Consider the following 6003-nt stretch of genomic DNA (forward strand, 5'->3'; position numbering starts at 1 on the left):
GTGGGGCTTTCCGCTGCCGACATCGCTGGCCAATCCAGCAGTCGTTCACCTGACAAGCCAGCGGGGCGAGCGTGCCGTGCGCCGCAAGGATGTGGAGGGTCATCAAGGCGTCCTTGAAGCGGACGACATCGTGGCCGGGATCAGAGTCCAGTGCACCTCCCCGCTGCGCACGTGGTTCGACCTCGCCGGCACACTGAGCCTGGACGAACTTGTCATGGCAGGCGACTATCTGCTGCGTCGACGGAATCCCTTCACCACCGTGGCTGAGCTTGACGCCTACCTCGCGCGTCGAGCCGGCATGCCGGGCTACCGACCCGCAATGCGGGCGCGGGCGCTGGTTCGCGCCGGCACGGACTCGCCCAAAGAGACGGAACTCCGGCTGCTCCTGACCCGCCACGGCCTCCCCGAGCCGGCCATTAACGTTCCAATGTTCGACGCAACCGGCGGCTGGATCCAGGATCCTGATCTGTCTTATGAGCGGGAAAAGATCGCGATCCAGTACGACGGCGGACACCACGCCAATCCAACCCAACGGCGAAGCGACATCTTTCGGGATGAAAACGCGCGGGACGCCGGGTGGCGGGTGGTTGTGTTGACGCAGTGGGATCTGACCCCGTTCGCGCCCGGCATGGAGCCGACGGCGGTCACCAGGGTGCGGGCGGCGCTGGCCGAACGCGGCTGGACCCCCAAGACCAACAGCACCCGGCGCTGACCCACAGGGGTTGGCCTGCGCCGTCTAGAGGGCCAACGTCGTCCATCTGACACAAATGGCCGCTAAACCGAGGGGTTTAGCGGCCATTTGTGGCGAATCGTCGAGCGTAGCGCGTGGCGGACCGTCGAGCGTCGTCGCGCGGGCGGAACCAACTAGGCCGGCGCGCCCCCAGAAACCTACAGCCCCGAGTAGGAGTGCAGGCCGTTGAAGAACTGGTTCACGATGGTGAAGTTGAAGACCACGCASAGGTAGCCSACGATCGAGAGCCASGCCGCGCGGGTYCCGGTCCAGCCGCGGGTGGCACGTGCGTGCAGGTAGCCGGCGTAGACCACCCAGATCACGAACGTCCACACTTCCTTGGTGTCCCAGCCCCAGAACCGGCCCCAGGCCTTCTCGGCCCAGATGGCGCCGAACATCAGCGTGAAGGTCCAGCCGACGAAGGCGATCGCGTTGATCCGGTAGGACAGGTTCTCCAGGCTCAGCGCGTTCGGGACCAGGCGCATGAAGCCCAGCTTGTCAGCCCCGCCGGCCGCAATGGTCTTCTGCCGGTGTGACTGGACCAGCTGCAGCGCCGACATGGCGAACGTCAGCGTGAAGAGCGCAGAGGAAAGCACGGCGATGGAGACGTGGATGATCAGCCAGTAGCTCTGGAGCGCCGGCACGAGGTGCCCCACGGGGGTCCAGAACGCGACGGACGCGGCGACCAGCATGATGATGGCCAGCCCGATCACGAAGGTGCCGAGGAACCGCAGGTCGCGGCGGATCAGCACCAGCAGGAAGACGGCCACAGCGACGAAGGCGCCTGTGGTCAGGAACTCGTACATGTTGCCCCACGGCACCCGGCCCGCGCCAAGGGCACGGGTGATGACGCCGGCAGCGTGGATGGCGGCACCCAGCACGGCGAGGGCGACGGCGACACGCGCCGGAGCCCGGCGTTCACCGCCGTAGCGCATGCCGCCGTCGGCGGTCAGGCCCGCCCCCTGGCCACCGGAGACGGACGACGTCGGACGCTCGGCGCGCCCGATCGGGCCGCTGACGTCGGAATCGGCCCGGTCCACACCCGCGGAGGAACCGCCGACGCCTGCGCCGGCACCGGCAGAAACGCCTGCGCCCACCGGGACGCGGGCGGCCTCGGCGCCGGAGAGCTCCGCGGCCTTGAGGTCCACGGCGCGCAGCGTCTTGCTGCTCTTGGCCAGGTCCCACGCGAAGGCGATGAAGGCCACGGTGTAGGTGCCTGCGGCGAGCAGCATAAAGAGCTCGCTGTACTGGCCCATGGTTTCGTTAATGGGGAACATTACTGATCCTTCTTTGACTCGGGAGAGCCTGCTGTGGACTGGGTGGAGTCTGTTGCGGGTTGTTCCGGGGCGGTCTGTACGCCGGATTGGGCGCCTGCATCCGCCCGGTCATTATCCGCTGTCGCGCTGGGAGCAGGCTGGGAATCGGCGGCGGGTTCGTCCACCGGCCATGCTGCGGAGAGCAGTGCACGGATGGCGGCGGCCTCGCCCGCCAGGCGGTGGTCCTCGCCGCGGGCCAGGAGCCCGTATTCCACCATGGTCCGGCCGTCCTCATGGGTTCCGGTGCGGACCCAGACGCGGCGGCGGTTGACGTACAGCGAGGTGACCAGGCCAGCGACGGCGAGCAGCGCGAAGATGAGCGCGTACACCTGGCCCGGGTTGTGGTGGATGTCCACGCCGACGTAGCGCTTGACGCCGTCGAAACTGATGGTGCCCTTGCCGTTGGGCAGCGTGTGGGTGGTGCCCGGGGTCAGCACAATGCCCTTCGTGGGCAGGTTTCGGGCGTTCAGCGGCGTCAGCTTCTTCACGTCGAGCTCGAAGACGTTCTGCGGGGACCCGCTGTCCAGGCCGAGGTCGCCGTAGTAGGAGTTGAGGGTCAGCTGCGGGTTGAAGAGTTCGGGGTCGCCGCTGAAGGACACCCCGTCCTTGGTGATGAACGCGGTGGGCAGGAAGAAGCCGGCGAACGCCAGCTGTTCCGGTTTCGCGTCCGGGACCTTGATGACCACCGAGGAGTAGTAGTTCTCGCCCTGCAGCTTGGCCACCACCGGGCCCTGCATGGCGATGTTGCCCTTGCCGTCCCGCACGGTGACCACGGGGGCGTAGCCGTTGCCGGTCAGGTAGATGCTGGTGCCGCCGAGGCTGAGGGGATCGTTGACCTTCAGCACCTCTTTTTTGGCAGGCGCCCCGGGGTTTTCCTTGGTGGTGACATCAGCCTTGAAGTCGATGGGCTGGCCGAACTTGCCCTTCGATTCCCGGTCGAACGTGATGTGGAACTTGTCCAGCTGGATGGAGTACGGCTCCAGCTGGCTGCTCTGGAAGTTGGTGCCCGGGGTGAACTGGTCGTAGCCCACCAGGGTGTTCACGAACGTGTCGCCCTCGACCAGGATCCGCTGGCCGCTGTACCCGAACAGGCCGCCGGCGGCGACGGAGACCAGGACCCCGATCAGGGCCGTGTGGAAGACAAGGTTGCCCACTTCCTTGAGGAAGCCGCGTTCCGCGCCCAGGGAGGGCCGGGCGCCGTCGCGGTCCCGGACCTCCACCCGGTAGCCGCGCTTCTTCAGCAGGGCAGCGGCGTCGTCAATAGCGGCCGACGCCGGGATCCCGGCACCCGCGGGGACCACCAGGGTTCCGTATTCGGGCAGCCGGGACAGCCGGGCCGGGGTGCGCGGCGGCTGGGAGCGCATGGCCTTGTAGTGCACGATCGCGCGGGGCACCACGCAACCGATCAAGGAGATGAACAGCAGGATGTAGATGGCGGAGAACCATGCCGACGAATAGACGTCGTAGAGCTGCAGCGAATCGAGGAGCTTGCCGTAATCCGGGTGGTCCTTGATGTACTGCGTCACGATGGCGGGGTTAGCGGGACGCTGCGGGAACAGTGAACCGGGCACGGCCGCGACGGCGAGCAGGAGCAGGAGGAACAGGGCGGTGCGCATGCTGGTCAGCTGCGTCCACGCCCAGCGGAGCATGCCCAGCGGCCCGAGCGTGGGCAGCACGGCGTCCGACTTGGCCTCCGCCACGGTGCTGGAACCGGTTCCGGGCGTGCCGGGGGACGGGGTTTTATTCTCTACGTTCACTCGCTCGCTCATCAGATCGGCAATGTCACATCGGTTTGGAACCAGTACTGCAGCCCGGACACCCAGGCGCCCCACACTCCGCTGGCCATCAGCAGGCCCAGCACAATCAGGATGCYGCCGCCGCTGCGCTGGATGGCGAGCCGGTGCTTCCGGAAGAAGGACAGCACACCGATGCCGCGGCGGACGGCCAGGGCGATCAGCAGGAACGGGATGCCCAGCCCGAGGCTATAGACGAAGGCCAGGAGTGCGCCCTTGGCAGCGGAGGACCCGCCGGAGAGGCTCAGCAGCTGGACGGCCGAATACGTCGGTCCGATGCAGGGGGCCCAGCCCAGGCCGAAGGTGATGCCCAGGAGCGGCGCGCCCCAGAGACCGGCGGGCGGCTTCGCGTGGATCTTGGCGTCGCGCTGCAGCCAGGAGAAGCCGCCCAGGAACACCACGCCCATCACGATCACCACGAGCCCCAGCACCTGCGTCACCCAGGCGTTCTGCGAGCCGGTGATCAGTGTGCCCAGCTGGCCGAAGGCCCCGCCGAGGAGGACGAAGATCACCGAGAAGCCGAGGACGAAGAGTCCGATGCCGGCCAGCATCCGGCCCCGACGCTGCTTCTGCAGGTCGACGCCGGTCAGCCCCGTTACGTAGCCAAGGTAGCCGGGGACCAGGGGCAGCACGCAGGGCGAAAGGAAGGAGACAAAACCGGCCAGCAGCGCCACCGGGATGGCGAGCAGAAGCGAACCGCTCAGGATGGCTTCGGCGAAGGGGCTGTTCATGGCGTTGATGCCCGGCTACTCGGCCACGGCGGCGGCGATGAGGGACTTCAGGGTGCCCTTTTCGATTTCGCCGAGCACCCGGGAGGCGACGCGGCCCTTTTTGTCCAGGACCAGCGTGGTGGGAACGGCACCCGGCGGAACGAGCCCGGACACGGACAGCAGCACGGCGCCGTCCTTGTCGTTGAAACTCGGGTAGCTCAGGTTGAAGGTCTTGTCGAAGGCTTCCGCCGTCGGCTTCTCATCGCGCAGGTTGACCCCGAAGAACTGCACGCCCTGGCTCTTGAACTCCTGGTGCAGGGCCTCCAGCGAGGGTGCCTCCACCCGGCACGGCGCGCAGGCTGCGAACCAGAAGTTCAGCACCGTGACCTTGCCCTGGAACGCCGACGCCGAGACCTCGGTGCCGTCGAACAGTGTCCCCTTGATGTCCACCGGGCGTTTGCGTTCGGCGGCGGCGAATTCGGTCACGGAGCCGTCGCCGGCCACATAGTTTTTGTTGTCGCCGGCTATGGCCTGCTTGGCCAGGTCATCCTCCTGGGCGCAGCCGGAGAGGCCCAACACGACGGCGAGGGCGGCACCGCCCGCGGTGAGGACGTTCCGGCGGGACAAGCGGGCATCGTTAGCCACCATGCTTATGCCCCCGGGGTGCTGGAGGCACCGGGCAGCAGGGCGGCAGCAGGTTCGCTGTAGTCGACGCGCAGGATCTCACCGGCGTCGTCGAACACCAGGGACGTGACCGAGGTCAGGGTGCATTCGCGTTTCCGCGGATCGTGCCACAGCGGTTTGCCCTCGGCGCTGAGGCGGGTGGCCCAGATGGGCAGCTGGTGGCTCACCAGGATGGCCTCGGCGCCGTCGCCGCCCACTTCAATGGCCCGAAGGCGCGCGTCCTGCACCGCGGCAGCCACCCGGGCGGCCTGCTCCTTGTAGGGCTCGCCCCAGGAGGGCCGGAGCGGGTTGCGCAGCATCGGCCAGTGCTTGGGCTTGAGGATCTCGCCCTTGGAGACCTGGAGGCCCTGGAAGTAGTTTTCTGCCTCGATGATCCGCTCTTCAGTGACGATGTCGAGGCCAAGCGCCTGCGAGATCGGCTGGGCCGTTTCCTGGGCGCGGGTCAGCGGAGACGCGACCAGATGCACGATTTTGGCGCCCTGCGCGGCCTGTTCGCTGAAGTGCTCGGCGAGCGTCCGGGCCATCTCCCGGCCCAGCTCGGAGAGGTGGAACTCCGGCAGCCTGCCGTACAGGACGCCGTCGGGGTTGTGGACCTCGCCGTGGCGGAGCAAATGAACAGTGGCTTGGGGCATGTGTACCAGTTTCTCAAAGGGCAGGGGCAATGACGAAATCTTCTACGAGAAGTAGAACTGAAAGTTTTTTCGAAATGTTCCCCGGAAGAGGAATAAAAGATGCAAATGCATGTTTATACTGGGTGAAGCAGTTAGTTG

6 protein-coding genes are annotated in these 6003 nt (G+C 66.9%); 1 reads left to right on the forward strand and 5 read right to left on the reverse strand.

Translation table 11 applies throughout. The features are described from left to right. The coding region (locus AC1DHD_RS13340) for a hypothetical protein (RefSeq protein WP_476880175.1) at positions 1–712 on the forward strand (712 nt) is incomplete at its 5' end. 176 nt (positions 713–888) lie between these two features. Here the strand turns inward: AC1DHD_RS13340 and ccsB are convergent. The 5 genes from ccsB to AC1DHD_RS13365 are packed head-to-tail and all read right to left on the reverse strand — an operon-like array spanning position 889 to position 5865. Then, positions 889–2007 (reverse strand): c-type cytochrome biogenesis protein CcsB, encoded by a 1119-nt coding sequence (gene ccsB / locus AC1DHD_RS13345; protein WP_476880176.1) that lies wholly within the window; start codon positions 2005–2007, stop codon positions 889–891. Continuing rightward, positions 2007–3815, reverse strand: coding sequence for a cytochrome c biogenesis protein ResB (gene resB / locus AC1DHD_RS13350; RefSeq protein ID WP_476880177.1), 1809 nt, complete (start codon positions 3813–3815; stop codon positions 2007–2009). The genes ccsB and resB overlap by 1 nt, the downstream gene beginning before the upstream one ends. After that, positions 3815–4570: a cytochrome c biogenesis CcdA family protein gene (locus AC1DHD_RS13355; protein ID WP_476880178.1), complete on the reverse strand. Its 756-nt coding sequence runs from the start codon at positions 4568–4570 to the stop codon at positions 3815–3817. The genes resB and AC1DHD_RS13355 overlap by 1 nt, the downstream gene beginning before the upstream one ends. 15 nt (positions 4571–4585) lie before the next feature. Continuing rightward, positions 4586–5197, reverse strand: coding sequence for a TlpA family protein disulfide reductase (locus tag AC1DHD_RS13360; protein ID WP_476880179.1), 612 nt, complete (start codon positions 5195–5197; stop codon positions 4586–4588). Positions 5198–5199: 2 nt separating this feature from the next. Further along, positions 5200–5865: a histidine phosphatase family protein gene (locus tag AC1DHD_RS13365; protein ID WP_476880180.1), complete on the reverse strand. Its 666-nt coding sequence runs from the start codon at positions 5863–5865 to the stop codon at positions 5200–5202. Positions 5866–6003: the final 138 nt, after the last annotated feature.

It is taken from the genome of Arthrobacter sp. 05L45_2, assembly GCF_056397525.1.

Bases quoted from the DNA above. Each gene is read 5' to 3' on its own strand.
- resB (WP_476880177.1), bottom strand. From the start codon at position 3,815: ATGAGCGAGCGAGTGAACGTAGAGAATAAAACCCCGTCCCCCGGCACG.
- AC1DHD_RS13360 (WP_476880179.1), bottom strand. From the start codon at position 5,197: ATGGTGGCTAACGATGCCCGCTTGTCCCGCCGGAACGTCCTCACCGCG.
- AC1DHD_RS13365 (WP_476880180.1), bottom strand. From the start codon at position 5,865: ATGCCCCAAGCCACTGTTCATTTGCTCCGCCACGGCGAGGTCCACAAC.